This window comes from Micromonospora sp. DT4 (assembly GCF_049841675.1).
In the GTDB taxonomy this organism is placed as follows: domain Bacteria; phylum Actinomycetota; class Actinomycetes; order Mycobacteriales; family Micromonosporaceae; genus Micromonospora.
On the sequence record NZ_JBNCKT010000085.1, the window covers coordinates 8939 to 25387 of the forward strand.

A 16449-nucleotide genomic window follows, 5' to 3' on the forward strand; every position below is an offset into this window, starting at 1 on the left:
CGCCGCACGGCCATGCCAGTCGCCGCACGGCCATGCCAGTCGCCGCACGGCCATGCCAGTCGCCGCACGGCCATGCCAGTCGCCGCACGGCCATGCCAGTCGCCGCACGGCCATGAAGTCCCAGGCCGGCCACGTCGCGGATCTTGACGTCGCCGACGGGGAAGAGGGCCGCGCTGCCATCGCCGGGCGGCCGTGTCGCGCGGGCGGTGGTGTCGTCGCCGGGCGGTGGGGGCTCTGACGTGCGAGGATCGCCGCACGAAGCGGCTGCGCGCCGCCCTGACGCGGAGGTGGCGATGAACGAGGCGCTGCTCTGGGCGGTGGCGATCCTGCTGGCGGTGGCCGCCGGTTGGGCGTGGAACAGCTGGCGGCACCGGGCGGCCACGCGACGCTCGACCGACCGACGCTGGACAGGCGGACGCTCGAACGACGGACGCTCGAACGACCGCCCCGGCCGGGGTGCCACGACCGGCGTGGGCGGCCGTCGACCCGCGGCGCCGAGGCCGCGTGGCACCGACCGGCCGGCCGGTACAACCCGCTCCCGGGAGACCGATCGGGCGGCCGACACTCCGGCAGCGGGCGAGATCTGGTGGGCCGACGTGCCGTACGTCGACGGCAGCGGCTCGAAGGTGCGGCCCTGCCTGGTGCTCCGCGTCGACTCGCGGGGCGCCGACGTCCTGAAGATCACCAGCCAGGACAAGAGCGACCGCGACGACCACGTGCGGATTCCCACCCGGGAGTGGGATGCCGACGCCGAGCACGACAGCTACCTCAGCCTGACCGAGCCGATCCGGATCAGCTCGGCCGACTTCGCCGACCGCGCCGGACGCTGCGACGCCGACCTGTGGCGCAAGGTCCGCAGCCTGCGCCACCTGCCCACCAGCTGACAGCGGGCCACGGACCACGGGCCACCCGGCCCCACGTCATGATCCACTCGGGTTCCGGAAACCCGGTGTGTCCGCCCGCCGCACACCGCGACGTGCAGGAACCCGGGTCGATCGATCCACCCCGCCTGGGCACGGTGGGTCAGTCCCAGGCCGCGCCGAGGGTGGCGAGCTGGTCGGCGTACTCGATGCGCTCGGCCCACTCGGACGGCCAGGCAGCCATGCCGACGGCCGCGCCCACGAAGGCGCCGGCCAGGGCGGCGATCGAGTCGGAGTCGCCGGCGGTGGTCGCACCCCGGGCCACCGCGGCGACCGGGTCGTCGGCGTGGCGTACGGCGCAGAACAGCGCGGTGGCCAGCGCCTCCTCGGCCACCCAGCCCTCCCCGGTGGCCCGGCACGGGTCGCCGCCGTCGTCCGGCTCGCGCAGGGCGGTCGTCAGCCGGCGCAGCGCCGCCAGGCACTCGTCCCAGCCGCGAACGATGAAGTCCTCCGGCGTGTCGACCCCCGGCCGTCGCCAGAGATCGCCCAGCCACTCCCGGTGGTAGACCCGGCGCTGGGACCGCGCCCGCTCGGCGAGAACCGCGGGAAGATCCGCCAGCGGGACGCCCCCGCGCAGGGCGATGACCGCGTACGCGGTGAGTTCACTGGCGGCCAGCCCGGTCGGGTGGCCGTGGGTCAGCCCGGCCTGCAACTGGGCCAGACCGGCCAGCGTGTCGAGGTCCACGTCGAGCAGCCCCACCGGCGTCACCCGCATGTTCGCGCCGCAGCCCTTCGAGCCCGCGACCGTCGCCTCCTGCCAGGGCAAGCCACGGGCCAGGTCGGCGCAGGCACGCAGGCAGGTCATCCCGGGGGCGCGGTTGTTGTCCGGGCTGACCGACCAGGCCACGAAGCGGCGTCGTAGCAGCGGCTCCACCACCTCCGGCGTGAGCGTAGGCGCCTCGTGCAGCGCCCAGCCCACCGCCAGCGCCATCTGCGTGTCGTCCGTGACCAGCGCCGGGTCGCCGGTCAGCTCACGCGGGCCGGTCGGACCGTAGCGGCGCTCGATCTCGGCGACGGTCAGGAACTCGGTGGGCTTGCCCAGGGCGTCGCCGTAAGCGAGACCGAAGAGCGAACCGGAGGCGCGCAGCGGAGAGGAGTGGATCACGGCGGCCATGATGCCGGGCCGCCGCAATCCACGCCATGCTCAGTCCCAGCAGAGGCAGAACGGGTGGCCGGCCGGATCGGCGTAGACGCGGAAACCCTCGCCCTCGCCGGGCAGCCGCCGAGCACCGAGAGCGAGCGCCGCCTTCTCCGCGCTCTCGACGTCGTCCACCGTCACATCCAGGTGGAACTGCTGCGGGCGCTCCGGGTCCGGCCAGGTTGGCGGCCGCAGGTTGAGCGCCCGCTGGAACGCCAGGCGGGGCTGGTGCCCGGGCGGACCGCCCAGCACCACCCACTCGTCATCGGCCTCGCCCTCGCTCTCGAACAGGGGGATGCCGAGCAGCTCGGAGTAGAACGCCGCCAACGCCCGCGGGTCGGGGCAGTCGATCACCACTGAACGTAGCTGTCCAATCATGACCGTCATCCTGCCCAGCGGCTACGACAGGAAAACGTCACTCCTCGGTGAACCGTCGGCCGGCATCCCGACAGGCCGCGAGCACCGCGCGGGCGTACTGCGGAGTAGCGCCGGCCAGGCCACACGCCGGGGTGACGACCACCTGCTCGGCGAGCTGCCGACGAGGAAAGCCGAGGCGGTCCCAGATCTGGCGTACCCGATCGGCGATCTGCGCGGAGGTCGGTGCGCCACCGGCCGACGGCGGCCGGGTCGGCGCGGCGCCGGCCAACAGCCCGAGGCCGGCGTCGATCGCCTCGCCCAGCGGGTCCAGGTCGGTGACCAGGTCGAGGTCGAGGGCGACCGCGACGGCCCCGGTGGAACGGATCAGCTCCAGCGGCACGTCCGGGGCGCAGCAGTGCACCACCGTGGGTACGCCCACCGCGTCGACGACCGTACGCAGCAGGGCTGCCGCGTCGGCCGACTCCACCGCCCGGTACGCGCCCAGCCCGCTCTCGGTCGGCACCCGCCCGGCCAGCACGGTCGGCAGCGACGGCTCGTCCAGTTGCAGGACCACCGATGCCCCGGGCAGCCGTCGCGCGACCGCCGCGACGTGCCCGCGCAGCCCCTCGGCGAGGGAGCCGGTGAGATCGCGCACGGCACCGGGGTCGCGCAGCAGCCGGCCGCCGATCGGCAGCTCCAGCGAGGCCACGAGGGTGAGCGGGCCGCTGGCCTGCACCTTGATCGGGCCGGTGTACCCCTCGGCCTGCTCGGCGAGCTGGTCCAGATCGCGTTCCATCAGGTCCCGGGCCCGGCGCAGGTCACGGCCGGGACGGGGGGCGACCCGCCACCGCCCGGTGTACAGCTCGACGGGCAGCTCGACCAGCAGCCCGGCGCTGCGGCCGATCAGGTCGGCCCCCGGGCCTCTCGCCGGCAGCTCGGGCAGGTGCGGCAGCTCGGGAAGCTCACCGAGGACCACCCGCTGGGCCTCGGCGATGTCGGTGCCGGGCAACGAACCGATGCCGGTCGCCGTGCCGGCCGGCCAGGGCCACGCCTGATCTGTCACCGCCGAAGGCTATCCCGCGAGCGCTTAGGCCGTGCGGTCAGCCGGCGATGGTGGCCGAGCCGAGGACGATGTCGCCGGCCGGGTCCGGCCGGTACGCCACCACGGCCTGACCGGCGGCGACACCGCGAACCGGTCGACGCAGCTCGGCGTGCAGCGTGTCACCGTCGAGGTCGACGGTCGCCGGCACCACCTCGCCGTGCGCGCGTAGCTGCACCTCGCACTCCACCGGCGCGTCCGGGCGGGGCCCGCCGGTCCAGACCGGGCGGATCGCCCGTACCTGGGAGACCTCCAGCGCCTCGGCCGGACCGACCGTCACCGTGTTGGTCTTGGGCGTGATGGAGAGCACGTAGCGCGGCCGACCGTCCGGGGCGGGCCGGTCCAGGTGCAGGCCGCGACGCTGGCCCACCGTGTACGCGTAAGCCCCGGTGTGGCTGCCGACCACCGCGCCGGTGCTCGCGTCGACGACGTCGCCGGGCGTCTCGCCGAGCCGGCCGGCGAGGAAGCCGCGGGTGTCGCCGTCGGCGATGAAGCAGATGTCGTGGGAGTCCGGCTTGTCGGCCACCGCCAGGCCACGCTCGGCGGCCTCCGCGCGGACCTGGGCCTTCGTCGAGTCGCCGAGCGGAAACATCGACCGGTCCAGCTGCTCGCGGGTGAGGACCGCCAGCACGTACGACTGGTCCTTGGCGACGTCGACGCTGCGGCGCAGCAGCCCGTCCGGGCCGAGCCGGGCGTGGTGACCGGTGACCACCGCGTCGAAGCCCAGGGCCACCGCCCGATCCAGCACCGCCGCGAACTTGATCTTCTCGTTGCAGCGCAGGCACGGGTTCGGCGTACGACCCGCGGCGTACTCGGCGACAAAGTCGTCCACGACGTCCTCGTGGAACCGGTCCGCCATGTCCCACACATAGAAGGGGATGCCGATCACGTCAGCCGCCCGACGGGCATCCCGGGAGTCCTCCAGGGTGCAGCAACCGCGCGCCCCGGTCCGGTACGTCTGCGGGTTGCGCGCCAACGCCAGGTGCACCCCGGTCACGTTATGCCCGGCCGCCACCGCACGCGCCGCCGCCACGGCCGAGTCAACCCCGCCCGACATCGCCGCCAGAACTCTCACCAGCGAACCCCCTCCCCCGCCAACCCTATCCACCAGCCCGCCCCACCCCCCACCCCCGCCCCGCGCTCCGCCGTGTGGCACCCCGCCCGGTCAGCGCGTCGATCATGAACTTATTGCCACGACACGCCGGTCGGCAGGGCAACAACCCCATGATCGACGGGGACAGACGCCCGGGACCACGCCGGGGACGGGAGGGCCCGGGGGTGAGTGGGTGGGTGGGTGGGTGGGTGGGGGGTGGGGGGTGGGTGGGGGTGGGGGGTGGGGGGTGGGTGGGGGTGGGGGGTGGGGGGTGGGGGGTGGGTGGGGGTGGGGGGTGGGGGGTGGGTGGTTAGCGGGGGGTTCGGGGGGCGGCGGCGCGGCGGGCTCGTTCCACCGCCGCCGGGAGGGCCGCGACGAGGGCGTCGATCTCGGCCTGGGTGCTGGTGTGGCCGAGGGTGAAACGCAGCGAGGAACGGGCGCGGTCGTCGTCGGCGCCCATCGCCAGCAGCACGTGCGACGGCTGGGCGACTCCGGCCGAGCAGGCCGAACCCGTCGAGCAGGCGATGCCGTGGGCGTCGAGCAGGAGCAGCAGGGCGTCGCCCTCGCAGCCCGGGAAGGAGAAGTGCGCATTGCCGGGGAGCCGGTCGGTCGGGTCACCGTTGTAGATCACCTCGGGCACCGCCCGGCGGACCCGCTCGATCAGGTCGTCGCGCAGGGCGGCCACCCGGGCCGCGTACTCCTGCTGGCCCTTGACCGCCGTCTCGACGGCGACCGCGAAGGCGACGATGCCGGCGGTGTCCAGCGTGCCGGAGCGGACGTCGCGCTCCTGGCCGCCGCCGTGCAGCAGCGGTACGGCGGCCACGTCCCGGGCGAGCAGCAGGGCGCCCACCCCGATCGGGCCGCCCAACTTGTGACCGGTGACGGTCAGCGCGGAGGCTCCGCTGGCGGCGAAGTCGACCGGCACCTGGCCAACGGCCTGGATGGCGTCGGTGTGGAACGGCACTCCGTGCTCGGCAGCGACGGCGGCCAGTTCGGCCACCGGCTGCACCGTACCGACCTCGTTGTTGGCCCACATCGCGGTGACCACGGCCACCTGGTCGGCGTGCGCGCCGAGTTCGGCGCGCAGGTCCTCCGGGTCGAGCCGGCCAGTGGAGTCCACCGGCAGCCAGCCGACCTCGGCGTTCTCGTGCTCGACCAGCCAGTCGACCGAGTCGAGCACGGCGTGGTGCTCGACGGCACTGGAGATCACCCGTCGACGGTCGGGGCCGGCGGCCCGACGGGCCCAGAAGATGCCCTTGACCGCCAGGTTGTCGCTCTCCGTGCCACCACCGGTGAAGATCACTTCGGACGGCCGGGCGCCCAGCACCGCGGCCACCCGCTCGCGCGACTCCTCGACCCGACGACGGGCACGACGACCGGCCGCGTGCAGGGAGGACGCGTTGCCGACCTCGCGGGCGGTGGCGACGTACGCCTCCAGTGCCTCGTCGAGCATGGGAGTGGTAGCCGCGTGATCCAGGTAAGCCATCACCCTTCAGCGTACGGCCGACTGCGCGAAGACCGGAGGGCGGAGTGGACTCCGCGCGACGTGCCGGGGCGGGAGCCCCCGCCCCGGCACGTCGTCGAGCACCCGGTCAGGCGGGCACCGCCGTGACGACGATGTTGTCGCGGTACGTGCGTGCCTTGGCGTCGAACGGCCCACCGCAGGTGATCAGGGTCAGCCGCGGCTTGCCGTGCCGGGCGAAGTACCGGTCCAACGGGATCTTGGTCTTGGCGTACTCCTCCCGGGCGACGACCCGGTACCGCCGGGCCTTGCCGTCACTGCCGGTCGCGGTCGCGGTCGCGGTCGCGGTCGCGGTCGCGGTCGCGGTCGCGGTCGCGGTCGCGGTCAGGGTGTCGCCCTGGTCCAGTCGACGGTCACCCGGCTGGACCCGACGCGCCGGCCCGGCCGGGGTCGGGGCTGGTCCCGCTGGGCAGCCACGGCGGTGACCGCCGTCGTGGCGGCGGCGATCGGTGTCGTGGGCACGATCTCGGTGCTGCGGCCAACCGAACCGGAGCCGACCAAAACGCCGTCGGTGCTGGCCAGCGCGCCGCTGGCGGCGTTCGGCTCGACGCCGAAGTCGGCCCAGGGCGACGCGCGGGTCCTGCAGGGCGGCCAACTACATCTGCATGTGGCGAATCTCCCGCGCGTGCCGGGGTACTACGAGGTCTGGCTCATCAACCCGACGACCATGGAGATGTTCTCGATCGGCACCCTCGGTGGCGACGCGGACGCGCTGCTGCCGCTACCCCCGAATGTCGACCTCAGGAGCTACTCGGTGGTCGACGGTGTCCGCCAGGCAGTACGACAACAACACCCGCCACTCCGGCGACAGCCTGTTGAGGGGCACCCTGACGGGCTGATCGGCGGGCCGGCTCAGCTCCCCGGCCCGCCGATCAGCTCCCACGAGGAGAGTGGCCGCCCGTTCCCGGGCGGCCACTCTCTCGTCACACGCTCACTTGCGCTTGCGGATCTCCTCGGCGGCCTGCGGGACGATCTTGAACAGGTCGCCCACCACGCCGAAGTCGGCCAGCTCGAAGATCGGCGCCTCGCCGTCCTTGTTGACGGCGACGATCGTCTTCGAGGTCTGCATGCCGGCCCGGTGCTGGATGGCCCCGGATATGCCGAGCGCCACGTAGAGCTGCGGGGAGACCGTCTTGCCGGTCTGACCCACCTGGAACTGGTGCGGGTAGAAGCCGGAGTCGACGGCCGCCCGGGACGCGCCGACGGCGCCGCCGAGCAGGTCGGCCAACTCCTCGACCAGCTTGAAGTTGTCTGCGTTGCCGACCCCACGGCCGCCGGAGACGACCACGCCGGCCTCGGTCAGCTCGGGGCGGGAGCCCTTCTGCTCGGCGACCCGCTCGACGATCCTGGCCAGCTTGTCGGTGTCGGTGACCGACACGGTGAGCTGCTCGATCGCCGGGGTGGCCGCCGCCGGGGCGGGGGTGACCGAGTTGGGTCGGACGGTGACCAGCGGCAGGCCCTTGGTGACCTTGGACTTGACGATGGTGGAGCCGGCGAAGGCGACCTGGGTGGCGGTGCCGTCGGCGTCCAGGCCCACCACGTCGGTCAGGATGCCGTTGTCGAGCTTGACGGCGAGCCGGGCGGCGATCTCCTTGCCCTCCTGGGCGGAGGCCAGCAGCACGGCGGCCGGCTGCACCCGCTGGACCAGCTCGGCCAGCACGGTCGCCTTGGGGGCCACCAGGTGGCCGTCGATGTCGTCACTCTCGGCGGCGTAGATCTTCTCCGCGCCGTACTCGCCCAGCTTGGCGCTCAGCGCCTCGGCAGCGCCGGGGCCACCGAGCACCACCGCGCTCGGGGTGCCCAGCTCACGCGCGAGGGTGAGCATCTCGAGGGTGACCTTCTTGACGTCGAATTCCCTGGTGGCTTCGACGACGACGAGAACCTCGGACATGTCTTCAGCCCCTCTCACACGAACTTCTCGGTGGCGAGGAACTCGACCAGCTTGACGCCGCCCTCGCCCTCATCGGTGATCTTGGCGCCGCCGGAGCGCGGCGGGCGCTTGGTGTGCTCGACGACGGCACTGGTCGCGCCGTCGAAGCCCACCTCGGTCGGGGCGACGCCGAGGTCGGCCAGGGAGAACGTCTGCACCGGCTTCTTCTTGGCGGCCATGATGCCCTTGAAGGAGGGGTAGCGCGGCTCGTTGATGGTGTCCCACACGGAGACCACGGCCGGCGTGGTGGCCGTGACGACCTCGTAGCCCTCCTCGGTCTGCCGCTCGGCGGTCAGCGTCGCGCCGTCGACGGTGAGCTTGCGTGCGCCGGTGAGCGCCGCGACGCCGAGCCGCTCGGCGATCATGTGCGGCATGACCTGGACGCGGCCGTCGGTGGACTCGGCGCCGCAGATCACCAGGTCGGCGTTGAGCTGACCGAGGGCGGCGGCGAGCACCTTCGAGGTGGCCACCGCGCAGGAGCCGTGCAGGGCGTCGTCCACGACGTGGACGGCCTTGTCCGGGCCCATGGAGAGCGCCTTGCGGATCGACTCGGTCGCCCGGTCCGGACCCATGGTCAGGATGGTGACCTCGCCGCCGTGCGCCTCCTTGATCTTCAGCGCCTCCTCGATGGCGTACTCGTCCATCTCGTTGATCACGTTGTTCGCCGAACCGCGGTCGATGGTGTTGTCGTCATTGCGCAGGTTGCGGTCCGCGCCCGAATCAGGCACCTGCTTGACGAGTACGACGATGTTCATCGCGCTTCGACGACCCTCCTGTGTGGTGTTGCGATTGGCTCGCCCGGTCTGGGCCGCAGCCTCGCGTGTCGGTCGACGCCCGGTCAACCGCGGGCTGCTGTGCAGTTGCCCACGCCCGCAATGTTACCTGCCAGTAGGTTATCGCCGGGCACGTAGAGTGACACAGGTCACCAGACCACCACGGCGCAGCGGCTCACCCCGCCGATCCACCAAAAGCGGGGCGCGGCGTGATCAGACCGGCTCGGCCAGCGCACCCCGGATCTGGTCGATGACCGCGGCCTCGGCCGGGGCCACCCCGTCGTGCGCGCGGGCCACCCGGTCGGCGGCGGTCAACACCACCGACCGGTACGCCTCGACGTCGGCCGGCGACTTTTCCCGCAGGATCCGCACCGCCCGGCCGAGCGCCGGCAGCACCACCGACTCGATCTCCAACTGGGAGTCCCGGGGCAGGCGGGGCAGCGGGCCGGTGGTCAGCGCCTCCTTGACCACGCCGCTCGCGTCGGCCAGCGCGCCGGAGGCGGCCACGCTCTCCCGGATCACGCCCAGCATCCCCGGGTCGGCGTTCGAGACCAGAAAGACCGCGCCGAAGGCGCCCGTCTTGAGGGTCAGGCGCTCCTCGTCCGTCAACCGCTGCTCCATGATCACGGAGTGTAGACGTACGGGGTGGTGGTGGTGACGGGTACGAGGCCGAGGCGCTGGAGGATCGGCCGGCTGTCCTCGGAGCAGTCGACCTGCATGAGCGTCCGACCCCGCTGTTCGGCCAGCCGCGCCCGGTAGTTGACCAGCGCCCGGTAGATGCCCTTGCGCCGCCACTGCGACAGGGTCGAGCCACCCCAGAGGGTGGCGAAGCCGGTGTTCGCCGGGAACCGCACCCAGCCGGCACTGACCACCGTCCCGTCCGCCTCGGCCACCACCACCGTGATCGAATTCGGGTCGGCGTCGATCTCCTTGGCCAGGCCCCACACCAGGTGCGAGCGGTCCTCCCGCCAGACCTCCTCCTCCATGGCGGCGATCCGCTCCAGGTCCTCCCGGGCGGTCACCTCACGCAGGCGTACCCCCTCGGGGACGACCGGCAGCGCGGCGGCCAGCGGCGCGACCGGACCGACCACGACGGTCTCCCGGTCCTCCGGCACGAAGCCGGCGGCGCGCAGCCGGTCCGCCAGGTCGGCCGGCTCGTCGTGCTCGTTGAGCTTCCACTCCACCGACTGTCCGCGCTCGCGGAACAACGCCACCTGCCGGGCGATCAGCTCGTCCAGCGCGTCGCCGGTCAGCCCACCCAGGTCGCGGTAGGTGAGGAAGCCGCCGGCGTCGAGCCCAGTGATCCGCACGAGCGGGCCGTCCCGCTCGACGGTCACGCCGGCCGGCACCGGGTCGGGAATCTCCGGGCGGAGCTGGTTGTCGTAGGCGGCGCGCAGGGTGTCCACATCAAGATCAGTCACCGAACCAGGCTAAGGCGTGAGGGAAGCGGATAATCTCCCAGCGTGTGGGAAGCGATCAGGCGATGGTTCGACCCGGCGGAGGCGCGCGCCGTCGGTGAGACACCGGACTACCGATTCTCCCTCGCCAACGAGCGGACCTTCCTCGCCTGGCTGCGTACCAGCCTCGCGCTGGTCGGCGGCGGGCTGGCCGCCGCACAGTTCCTGCCGCCGCTGCCGATGAGCCACCTGCGGGAGGTCATCGCGGTCGCGCTGCTGCTGCTCGGCGGCACCGTCGCGATCCGGGCGGTCGACCACTGGGCGCGTACCGAACGGGCCATCCGGCTCGGTCAGGAACTGCCCGCCTCCCGCTTCCCCGCCGTCCTCGCCCTCGCCGTGGGCGCGGGGGCCGTCCTGCTGGTACTCGCGGTCCTGGCCCGGGCGATCGGGGAACGGTGAGCGCCGGACGCGACCCGGGGCTGCAGCCGGAGCGAACCCGGCTGGCCTGGCGACGCACCCTGCTGACGCTGACCGTGGTGACCGCGCTGGCCGTCCGGCTGGCGTCGAACGGCGGCCCGTTCGGTGCGCTGGTCGTCGGCGCTGCCGTGCTGGTCTGGGGCGGCCTGCTCGTGCTCTGCTGGCCGCGCGCCACCGGCGTCGGCGTGGCCCGCACCGGCGGCCGGACGTTACCGCTGGTCGCGCTGGGCACCGTCGGGCTCGCCCTGCTCGGCGTGCTGCTGGCGGTTCGCTCGGCGTACTGCTGACGGTTCGCGGACTGCGCTGACGGGACACCGTACGCCATGATGGGTGCATGGCCCGGCTGTACGTTCTCCTCTTCCTGGCGCAGATCGTCCTCGCCGTCTGCGCGCTGATCAGTTGCCTGTCCGCCGAGGAGGGTCAGATCCGCGCCCTGCCCCGGATCGCCTGGGTGCTGATCATCCTGTTCTTCCCCCTGGTCGGGTCGATCGCCTGGTTCGTCGCCGGGCGCGAGCCCGGCACCGCGAGCCGACCGGTGTGGCCGAGTGGCATGGGCACCGCCGAGCGGCGGCCACGCCGTCCACTCGCTCCCGACGACGACCCGGAGTTCCTCCGCTCGATGCAGGACCGCGCCAAGCAGCAGGACACGGAACTCTTCCGCCGCTGGGAGGAGGACCTGCGGCGGCGTGAGGACGACCTGCGCCGCCGCGACGGTGAGCCACCCCGTGAGGGCGACCGGCCGGAGGTGTGAGCACACCGCCGTCGCCCCGCGCGGGCGACGGCGGCTGCCGGCACGACTCAGGCCAGGTTCGACGAGCGGGGGTACGCGTCGGTCGGGTCGGTGAGCACGTTGACCAGGTACGGCACTCCGGAGTCGAACGCCCGTTGCAGCGCCGGCGCAAGGTCGGCGGCCTTCGCGACCGTCTCCCCCGCGCCGCCGAGCGCGCTGACCACCGTGTCGTAGCGCAGCTCCGGTTGGAGGTCGGCGGCGACGTCGTAGCCGTACATGGCCCGCATCGGGTGCTTCTCCAACCCCCAGATGCCGTTGTTGCCGACGACGATCACCACCGGCAGCTTCTGGCGGACCAGCGACTCGACGTCCATCAGCGAGAAGCCGGCCGCGCCGTCGCCCATCAGTACGCAGATCTGCCGGTCCGGGTGGCTGACCCGCGCGCCCATCGCATAGCCCATGCCGGTGCCCAGGCAGCCGTACGGGCCCGGGTCCAGCCAGGTGCCGGGCTGCGACGGCTCCAGGTAGCGCCCGGCGTACGAGACGAAGTCACCGCCGTCACCGATGGTGATCGCGTCCGGGGCGAGCACGCGGCGCAGCTCGCCGTAGATCCGGGCCGGCCGGATCGGGTCGGTCTCGGCGGCCATCTCGCCGGCGTCCCGGGCCTTCGCCGCGTCCTCGGCGATCCGCAGGTCCGCGATCCAGTCGGTGTGGTCGGCCCGGTCACCGGCGTGATCGGCCAGCGCGGAGAGAATCAGCCGCAGGTCTCCGGCGGGGGCCACGGCCGGCTGCACGTGCATGGCGCGCTGGCTGGGCGCGTCGACGATGTGCACGACCTTGGCGTCGCCGAAGTCGCCGAAGCTGAGCCGGAAGTCCAGCGGCGTACCGACCACCACGACGACGTCGGCCCCGGAGAGCGCGGCGCGGCGGGCCTTGGCGAAGGCGAGCGGGTGCTCCGGCGGCAGCGAGCCGCGGCCCATCCCGTTGGTGAAGACCGGCACCTGCAATGCCTCGGCGGCTTCGCGCAGCGCCGGCACCGCGTCGCCGGCGTAGACGTCCGAGCCGGCGATGATGACGGGCCGCTGCGCGCTGGCGATCAGTGTGGCGGCCCGGCTGACCTCGTCCGGGTCCGGCTCGACGGCGTCGACGCCGGACGGGGCGGGCAGGTCGGTCTCGGCGACCGAGAAGACCGTCTCCAGCGGGAAGTCGAGGAAGGCCGGGCCGCGGTGCGGGGTGAGCGCGGCGGTGAGGGCGGCGCCCACCGCACGCGGGATGTCGTCGATGCTGAACACCGTCTCGGCGTGCTTGGTGACCGGGGCGACCAGCGGCAGGTGGTCCATCTCCTGAAGGCTGCCGGAGCCCCAGCGGAACGCGGGCGCGCGACCACCGAGCACCAGCACCGGGGACGCGTTGAAGAACGCACTGGTCATTCCGGAGATGCCGTTGGTGACGCCCGGGCCGGCCGTGAGGACGGCGAGGCCGGGGCGGCGCTGGAGCTTCGCCACCGCCTCGGCCGCGAAGACCGCCGACTGCTCGTGCCGGACGTCGTAGAGCGGAAAGTCGGTCTTGTGGGCGGCGTCGTAGAGCGGAAAGACGTGGCCACCGGAGAGGGTGAACATCTCACGCACCCCGTGCGCCCGCAATGCCGCGAGTGCCAGTTCCCCGCCGTGACCTTCGATCCGCTCCGTCATCGCCGCTCCTTCTCGTCAAACCTGGCCGACGTCACACGCTACTGGCCGGTAGGCAGGATGTGAACCGTTCTCGGTTCGCCGTCGACCCGTCGTCAGCGGCCGGTGAAGTCCGGCTTGCGCTTCTCGACGAACGCGGTCATGCCCTCGCGCCGGTCGTCGGTCGCGAACAACGCCGCGAAGAGCTGGCTCTCCCAGGCCAGGCCCGAGTTCAGGTCCATGTCCAGGCCGCCGTCGACCGCCAGCTTCGCCGCGCGCAGGGCCTGCACAGGCCCATTGAGGTACGGCGTGACGAGCGCGACCGCCGCCTCGTACACCTCCGCGGCCGGTACGACCCGGTCGGCCAGACCGATCCGCAGCGCCTCCTGGGCGTCCACCATCCGCCCCGACATGATCAGATCCTTCGCCCGCGCCGGACCCACCAGCCGGGCCAGCCGCTGGGTACCACCCGCACCGGGGATGACGCCGAGCTTGATCTCCGGCTGGCCGAGCTTGGCGTCCTCGGCGACCACCCGCCAGTCACACGCCAGCGCCAGCTCACAGCCGCCACCGAGGGCGTACCCGGTGATCGCGGCCACCACCGGCTTCGGAATACGGGCGATCGCGCCGAGCGCGCTGGACAGGGCCGCCGCCCGGTCGGCCATGTCCACGTAGGACATGTCGGCCATCTGCTTGATGTCCGCCCCGGCGGCGAAGACCTTCTCCCCGCCGTACACGATGACGGCGCGGACCTCGGGATCGGCGGTGGCCGCCGTGGCGGCGGCGCGCAACTCCTCCTGCACCTGGGTGTTGAGCGCGTTCATCGGCGGCCGCTCCAGCCGGATGGTGCCGATGCCGTCCCTGGTCTCCAGCCGAACGAACTCGCCCACGCTGCCCTCACTTCCTCGCCGAAGTCGCGTGCCAACCCTACGACCCGGCTCGTTGGGGTAAGTACTGTGGTGTCAGCCCTGCGGGCGGGAGTCCAGCCATGATCACTTTCTACGACGACAGATCGGTTCGGGTCACCTCCACCGCCGTCCAGGTCGACGGCCGCAGCTACTCGCTGGCCGAGATCACCGTGGTCTGGCACCGGCGCGGCACCCGCTCCTGGCGGGTGCTCGCCGGGCGGGGCGCGATCGCCGCCGCGCTCGCCGGTCCGCTGGTAGCGGCGGTGCTCGGGATCGGCGTGGCCATCTGGCTGCACCGCTCACCCACCGTGACGATCGCGGTCGTGGGCGCCTCGGTGCTGGTCGGGCTGGCCGTCGGCCCGGTCGCCGACTTCCTCTTCGAACACCTGGACCGTTCGTACGCCAGGGGCAGCCGCCAACTGGAGATCTGGGCCCGCTGGCGGGGGCAGCCGGTGCGGCTGCTGCGCACCGGCGATGCGCTGCGCTTCGGGCAGATCTACCGGGCGGTACAGCGCGCCATGGAGCACACCCAACCCGTCCGCCCCGCCACCCGCCGCTAGATCTCGCGCAGCACGAGCCGCCGCAAGCCGCGCGGGTTTGCCTGCCGGTGGTTAGGCTTAGTGATGACCCTCTATTACCGGGACGACGCGGTGCAGGTGACCTCCGAGTCGATCCGGGCGGGCGGTCAGGTGATCGCCCTGCCCGACGTGACGTTCGTCTGGCACCAACGGGGGCCGAAGACCCTCGCCGTACGCGGCCGGGTGCTGGGTCGCGGTGTGCTGGTCCTGCTGCTGTCGCTGCCACCTCTCGTGGCACTGGTCTGCGTGGTGTCGCTGGCGTGGTCGGCGCAGGACCGGGGCAACTGGCAGTTGGCGTTGATCATCCTCGCCGCCTGCGCGGTGGGGACACTGGCGCTGGCACCCTTCCTGGAGATCCCCCTCGGCTGGCTGGACCGCTCCTACGAACGCGGCAGCCACGTGCACGAGCTGTGGGTGCAGCACCACGGTCAGGAGCACCTGCTCCTGCGTACGCCGGACGCGCTACGGTTCGGGCAGATCTACCGGGCCGTGCAGCGCGCCGTCGAACAGCATGGGGACCATCGATGACCACCCGACGCGGCGAGGCCGGCGTCGGCGCGTACCAGCACCGCCGTGCCGAGCGCGGCGGCGACCACCGCGAACAGGGCGAGCAGGGCGAGCAGGATGGCGGTCCGGGTGCTCGGCGGGTGGCGCGGCGGGGCGGCCGACATGCCGGCACCCTACCGCCGAGCACCCGGCCCGGGCCGCGCCAGCAGCCGCGAACGAGCGCTTGTGGCAGGGCCGACGCACACTTGACCCCATGGCGCTTCCCCTCCCCACACCCACCGCGGTGGTCGGCCTGACCCGCTCCGCCCTCGACCAGGCACTCGGCTCGGCCGCCTCGTTCGCCGCCGTGCCCGCCCGCGCGTTCGCGGTGCTGGACGGGGTGGAGGCGCTGCTGGCCAGGATCAACGGCCTGGTGGATCGGATCGAGACGACCCTGGACCGGACCGATGAGGTGCTCACCGACGCCGAGGCGGCGGTCCGTGAGGTGGCGGTGATCAGCGCCGCCGCGACCACCGCCATCGACACGGCCACCGAGGTGGCGACGGCCGCCGCCGTGGTGGTCAACGAGGCCGAGAAGGTCGCCCGTGTCGCGGGCACGGTGGTCGCCGAGGCCGACGCGGTGGCCGGCAACGCCGCGGTCACCGTGGACACGGCCGCGCGGGCCGCGGCCACGGCGGCGGAACTGCTGGCGGCGTACGAGCCGGCGCTGCGGCGGGCCGCACCGATGGCCGGCAGGTTCGTGGAGGAGTTGAGCCACGAGGAGATCATGGCGGCGATCCACCTGATCGACGAGCTGCCCAAGCTCAAGGAGCACCTGACCGCCGACATCCTGCCGATCCTCGCGACGCTGGACCGGGTCGGGCCCGACCTGCACGATTTGCTGGACGTCACCCGTGACCTCAAGCTCGCCGTGGCCGGCATTCCCGGCCTCGGCATGCTGCGCCGACGGGGCGAGAAGCGCAGCGACGAATCCGCCGGCTGAACCCACGCCCGGTCCGGGTGGGCCGGGCTGCCGGATCAGCAGTCGCAGGTGATCGCCGCCGTCGGTGCGGTCAGGTCGTCGACGGGACGTCGGGTCAGCCCGGTCCCCGTCTCCACCGGCAGTGGTCAGCTTCACGGCCAACGTGCCCGAGGGCCAGTACCGCATGTCCAAGGTGACCCTGGCGCCGGACGGCATCGACGAGAACTGCGCAATCGGGGCCTGCCCGGTCCGATAGCCTGCTGGCATGAGTGACTGGCCCCCCAGCGCGATGCTGGAGGGCCTTCTCTGCGTTGTGTTAGAGACTGTCGGGTAACTGGACGGCTACGCAGTGAGAAGTCGTTCGGCGTTGATGCGTCGGGCGGCTTCGCGCT

Annotated in this window: 19 protein-coding genes and 1 pseudogene; 7 read left to right on the forward strand and 13 right to left on the reverse strand. The window is 72.9% G+C overall.

The genetic code is table 11. From position 1 onward, the window contains the following. Window positions 1–293: 293 nt before the first annotated feature. Window positions 294–884: a type II toxin-antitoxin system PemK/MazF family toxin gene (locus ACLQ24_RS21360; RefSeq protein WP_425893477.1), complete on the forward strand. Its 591-nt coding sequence runs from the start codon at window positions 294–296 to the stop codon at window positions 882–884. 139 nt (window positions 885–1023) lie between these two features. Here ACLQ24_RS21360 and ACLQ24_RS21365 read toward each other — a convergent pair whose 3' ends face one another. The 10 genes and pseudogenes from ACLQ24_RS21365 to ACLQ24_RS21410 form a co-directional block, all read right to left on the reverse strand. Further along, entirely contained in the window at window positions 1024–2034 is a 1011-nt protein-coding gene (locus ACLQ24_RS21365; RefSeq protein WP_425893478.1) for an ADP-ribosylglycohydrolase family protein, read from the reverse strand. 30 nt (window positions 2035–2064) lie between these two features. Beyond that, entirely contained in the window at window positions 2065–2436 is a 372-nt protein-coding gene (locus ACLQ24_RS21370) for a VOC family protein (RefSeq protein WP_425893479.1), read from the reverse strand. Between the two features lie 37 nt (window positions 2437–2473). Next, entirely contained in the window at window positions 2474–3478 is a 1005-nt protein-coding gene (locus ACLQ24_RS21375; RefSeq protein WP_425893480.1) for a methionine synthase, read from the reverse strand. 37 nt (window positions 3479–3515) lie between these two features. Next, window positions 3516–4589, reverse strand: coding sequence for a tRNA 2-thiouridine(34) synthase MnmA (mnmA, locus tag ACLQ24_RS21380; protein WP_425893481.1), 1074 nt, complete (start codon window positions 4587–4589; stop codon window positions 3516–3518). A 328-nt stretch (window positions 4590–4917) separates the two neighbouring features. After that, entirely contained in the window at window positions 4918–6093 is a 1176-nt protein-coding gene (locus tag ACLQ24_RS21385; RefSeq protein ID WP_425893482.1) for a cysteine desulfurase family protein, read from the reverse strand. Window positions 6094–6199: 106 nt separating this feature from the next. Next, window positions 6200–6481: pseudogene (locus ACLQ24_RS21390) on the reverse strand (class F sortase); the annotation flags it as partial. 579 nt (window positions 6482–7060) lie between these two features. Next, window positions 7061–8020, reverse strand: coding sequence for an electron transfer flavoprotein subunit alpha/FixB family protein (locus tag ACLQ24_RS21395; protein ID WP_425893483.1), 960 nt, complete (start codon window positions 8018–8020; stop codon window positions 7061–7063). A 14-nt stretch (window positions 8021–8034) separates the two neighbouring features. Next, entirely contained in the window at window positions 8035–8814 is a 780-nt protein-coding gene (locus ACLQ24_RS21400; protein ID WP_425893484.1) for an electron transfer flavoprotein subunit beta/FixA family protein, read from the reverse strand. 231 nt (window positions 8815–9045) lie between these two features. Further along, window positions 9046–9453, reverse strand: a complete 408-nt coding sequence (locus ACLQ24_RS21405; protein ID WP_425893485.1) for a hypothetical protein — start codon at window positions 9451–9453, stop codon at window positions 9046–9048. Between the two features lie 2 nt (window positions 9454–9455). Beyond that, window positions 9456–10253 (reverse strand): GNAT family N-acetyltransferase, encoded by a 798-nt coding sequence (locus ACLQ24_RS21410; RefSeq protein WP_425893486.1) that lies wholly within the window; start codon window positions 10251–10253, stop codon window positions 9456–9458. 42 nt (window positions 10254–10295) lie between these two features. On the opposite strand from ACLQ24_RS21410, the gene ACLQ24_RS21415 reads away from it, so the two are divergent. Genes ACLQ24_RS21415 through ACLQ24_RS21425 form a run of 3 tightly spaced genes read left to right on the forward strand, consistent with a single transcriptional unit; the run spans window position 10296 to window position 11457 of the window. Further along, window positions 10296–10688 carry a YidH family protein gene (locus ACLQ24_RS21415; protein ID WP_425893487.1) on the forward strand — a complete coding sequence of 131 codons (393 nt, stop codon included), beginning with the start codon at window positions 10296–10298 and terminating at the stop codon, window positions 10686–10688. After that, a complete protein-coding gene (locus ACLQ24_RS21420) occupies window positions 10685–10993 on the forward strand; it encodes a DUF202 domain-containing protein (protein WP_425893488.1) in 309 nt (102 codons plus the stop codon). Before ACLQ24_RS21415 ends, ACLQ24_RS21420 begins: the two co-directional genes overlap by 4 nt. A 47-nt stretch (window positions 10994–11040) precedes the next feature. Then, window positions 11041–11457: a PLD nuclease N-terminal domain-containing protein gene (locus ACLQ24_RS21425; RefSeq protein WP_425893489.1), complete on the forward strand. Its 417-nt coding sequence runs from the start codon at window positions 11041–11043 to the stop codon at window positions 11455–11457. A 47-nt stretch (window positions 11458–11504) separates the two neighbouring features. Here the strand turns inward: ACLQ24_RS21425 and ACLQ24_RS21430 are convergent, their stop codons facing one another. Beyond that, window positions 11505–13127, reverse strand: coding sequence for an acetolactate synthase (locus ACLQ24_RS21430; RefSeq protein WP_425893490.1), 1623 nt, complete (start codon window positions 13125–13127; stop codon window positions 11505–11507). A gap of 92 nt (window positions 13128–13219) precedes the next feature. Then, window positions 13220–13993: an enoyl-CoA hydratase/isomerase family protein gene (locus ACLQ24_RS21435; RefSeq protein ID WP_425893491.1), complete on the reverse strand. Its 774-nt coding sequence runs from the start codon at window positions 13991–13993 to the stop codon at window positions 13220–13222. Window positions 13994–14091: 98 nt separating this feature from the next. Here ACLQ24_RS21435 and ACLQ24_RS21440 point away from each other — a divergent pair, with 98 nt between their 5' ends. Together ACLQ24_RS21440 and ACLQ24_RS21445 are read left to right on the forward strand one after the other, a co-directional pair. After that, a complete protein-coding gene (locus ACLQ24_RS21440) occupies window positions 14092–14571 on the forward strand; it encodes a DUF6232 family protein (RefSeq protein WP_425893492.1) in 480 nt (159 codons plus the stop codon). A 63-nt stretch (window positions 14572–14634) separates the two neighbouring features. After that, window positions 14635–15117 carry a DUF6232 family protein gene (locus tag ACLQ24_RS21445; protein ID WP_425893493.1) on the forward strand — a complete coding sequence of 161 codons (483 nt, stop codon included), beginning with the start codon at window positions 14635–14637 and terminating at the stop codon, window positions 15115–15117. Here ACLQ24_RS21445 and ACLQ24_RS21450 read toward each other — a convergent pair. Further along, window positions 15069–15260 (reverse strand): hypothetical protein, encoded by a 192-nt coding sequence (locus tag ACLQ24_RS21450; protein ID WP_425893494.1) that lies wholly within the window; start codon window positions 15258–15260, stop codon window positions 15069–15071. The genes ACLQ24_RS21445 and ACLQ24_RS21450 overlap by 49 nt on opposite strands. A gap of 89 nt (window positions 15261–15349) precedes the next feature. Here ACLQ24_RS21450 and ACLQ24_RS21455 point away from each other — a divergent pair, with 89 nt between their 5' ends. After that, the gene (locus tag ACLQ24_RS21455; protein ID WP_425893495.1) at window positions 15350–16078 is read left to right on the forward strand and encodes a hypothetical protein; all 729 of its coding nucleotides are present in this window, start codon (window positions 15350–15352) and stop codon (window positions 16076–16078) included. The last annotated feature ends 371 nt before the right edge of the window (window positions 16079–16449 follow it).

What these genes read in the sequence shown, in the direction of transcription:
- ACLQ24_RS21440 (WP_425893492.1), top strand. Translation starts at nt 14,092, where the DNA reads ATGATCACTTTCTACGACGACAGATCGGTTCGGGTCACCTCCACCGCC.
- ACLQ24_RS21455 (WP_425893495.1), top strand. Translation starts at nt 15,350, where the DNA reads ATGGCGCTTCCCCTCCCCACACCCACCGCGGTGGTCGGCCTGACCCGC.
- ACLQ24_RS21400 (WP_425893484.1), bottom strand. Translation starts at nt 8,814, where the DNA reads ATGAACATCGTCGTACTCGTCAAGCAGGTGCCTGATTCGGGCGCGGAC.
- ACLQ24_RS21445 (WP_425893493.1), top strand. Translation starts at nt 14,635, where the DNA reads ATGACCCTCTATTACCGGGACGACGCGGTGCAGGTGACCTCCGAGTCG.
- ACLQ24_RS21450 (WP_425893494.1), bottom strand. Translation starts at nt 15,260, where the DNA reads ATGTCGGCCGCCCCGCCGCGCCACCCGCCGAGCACCCGGACCGCCATC.
- ACLQ24_RS21405 (WP_425893485.1), bottom strand. Translation starts at nt 9,453, where the DNA reads ATGGAGCAGCGGTTGACGGACGAGGAGCGCCTGACCCTCAAGACGGGC.
- ACLQ24_RS21370 (WP_425893479.1), bottom strand. Translation starts at nt 2,436, where the DNA reads ATGATTGGACAGCTACGTTCAGTGGTGATCGACTGCCCCGACCCGCGG.
- ACLQ24_RS21430 (WP_425893490.1), bottom strand. Translation starts at nt 13,127, where the DNA reads ATGACGGAGCGGATCGAAGGTCACGGCGGGGAACTGGCACTCGCGGCA.
- ACLQ24_RS21385 (WP_425893482.1), bottom strand. Translation starts at nt 6,093, where the DNA reads ATGGCTTACCTGGATCACGCGGCTACCACTCCCATGCTCGACGAGGCA.
- ACLQ24_RS21395 (WP_425893483.1), bottom strand. Translation starts at nt 8,020, where the DNA reads ATGTCCGAGGTTCTCGTCGTCGTCGAAGCCACCAGGGAATTCGACGTC.
- ACLQ24_RS21425 (WP_425893489.1), top strand. Translation starts at nt 11,041, where the DNA reads ATGGCCCGGCTGTACGTTCTCCTCTTCCTGGCGCAGATCGTCCTCGCC.
- ACLQ24_RS21360 (WP_425893477.1), top strand. Translation starts at nt 294, where the DNA reads ATGAACGAGGCGCTGCTCTGGGCGGTGGCGATCCTGCTGGCGGTGGCC.
- ACLQ24_RS21365 (WP_425893478.1), bottom strand. Translation starts at nt 2,034, where the DNA reads ATGGCCGCCGTGATCCACTCCTCTCCGCTGCGCGCCTCCGGTTCGCTC.